The organism is Seohaeicola zhoushanensis (assembly GCF_014656415.1).
Lineage (GTDB): Bacteria > Pseudomonadota > Alphaproteobacteria > Rhodobacterales > Rhodobacteraceae > Seohaeicola_A > Seohaeicola_A zhoushanensis.
In genome coordinates, this window is record NZ_BNCJ01000067.1 from 1 (window position 1) to 1,103 (window position 1,103).

Consider the following 1,103-nt stretch of genomic DNA (forward strand, 5'->3'; position numbering starts at 1 on the left):
TCGACGGGTGACAGCATTCCATTCCGGGCGTGCTTGCGCTTCGGGTTGTAGAACATCTCGATGTAGTCGAACACGTCCTGCCTTGCCTCCTCGCGGGTTCGGTAGGTCCGTCGTCTGATCCGCTCGCGCTTGAGCAGGTTGAAGAAGCTCTCGGCAACCGCATTGTCGTGGCAGTTCCCGCGGCGGCTCATCGAGTGCTCCAGATTGTGGGCCCGCAGGAATGCCGCCCAGTCCATGCTGGTGAACTGGCTGCCCTGGTCCGAGTGAATCAGAACCTTTTCTCTTGGCTTTCTCCGCCATGTCGCCATCAACAGCGCTTGTAGCACGACATCGGTCGTCTGACGGCTCTGCATCGACCAGCCGACAACACGCCGGGAATAGAGGTCGATGACAACGGCGAGGTAAGCGAAGCCCTCCTGCGTGCGGATATAGGTAATATCGGTCACCCAGACCTTGTCCGGCGCCGCCACGTCGAACTGCCGATCCAGGGTGTTGTCGACCACGACCGAAGGTTTGCCGCCATACTTCCCGGGGCGGCGCTTGTAGCCGATCTGTGCAGTGATCCCGGCCAGCCTGGTCAGGCGCGCAACGCGGTTCAGACAGACGTCCTCGCCTTGCTCGAGAAGATCGTCGTGCAGCTTGCGATGCCCATAGACCTTGCCGCTCTCGACCCAGGCTTCCTTCAGCAGCTCGGTCTGTCGGGCGTCTTCGTAGGCACGCTTGCTCAACGGCGCCTTCAGCCACGCATAGAAGCCGCTCGGCTGGATGCGCAGACACCGGCACATCGCCCGGACGGAGAACTGCCCGCGATGCTCGGCCACGAACGCGTATCTCACTTTGCATCCCTGGCGAAATACGCGGTGGCCTTTTTTAGAATGTCACGCTCCTCCGAGACCCGCGCCAGCTCCCTCTTCAGGCGCCGGATCTCGGTGTCCTTCTCGGCCTCTCCTGATGATACCTTCGCGAACTTCTTCTTCCAGGCGTAGAGCGAATACGGGCTGACCCCGAGCCGCTCCGACACTTCCCTGACCGGGTAGCCCCGCTCGGTGATCTGCGCGACCGCGTCCCGCTTGAACTCATCGCTGAACTTGCTGCTGCTCATC

General features: G+C 61.7%; 1 protein-coding gene. It reads right to left on the reverse strand.

The genetic code is table 11. The features are described 5' to 3' along the window. Positions 1–1,102 (reverse strand): IS3 family transposase gene (locus IE266_RS26730; RefSeq protein ID WP_189683182.1). Its coding sequence is split into 2 segments (ribosomal slippage), with 1,103 coding nucleotides annotated over them: positions 1–862 and positions 862–1,102; the frame shifts between segments, so codons are not numbered across the junction. This gene is flagged as partial in the annotation. Between the last annotated feature and the right edge of the window lies 1 nt (position 1,103).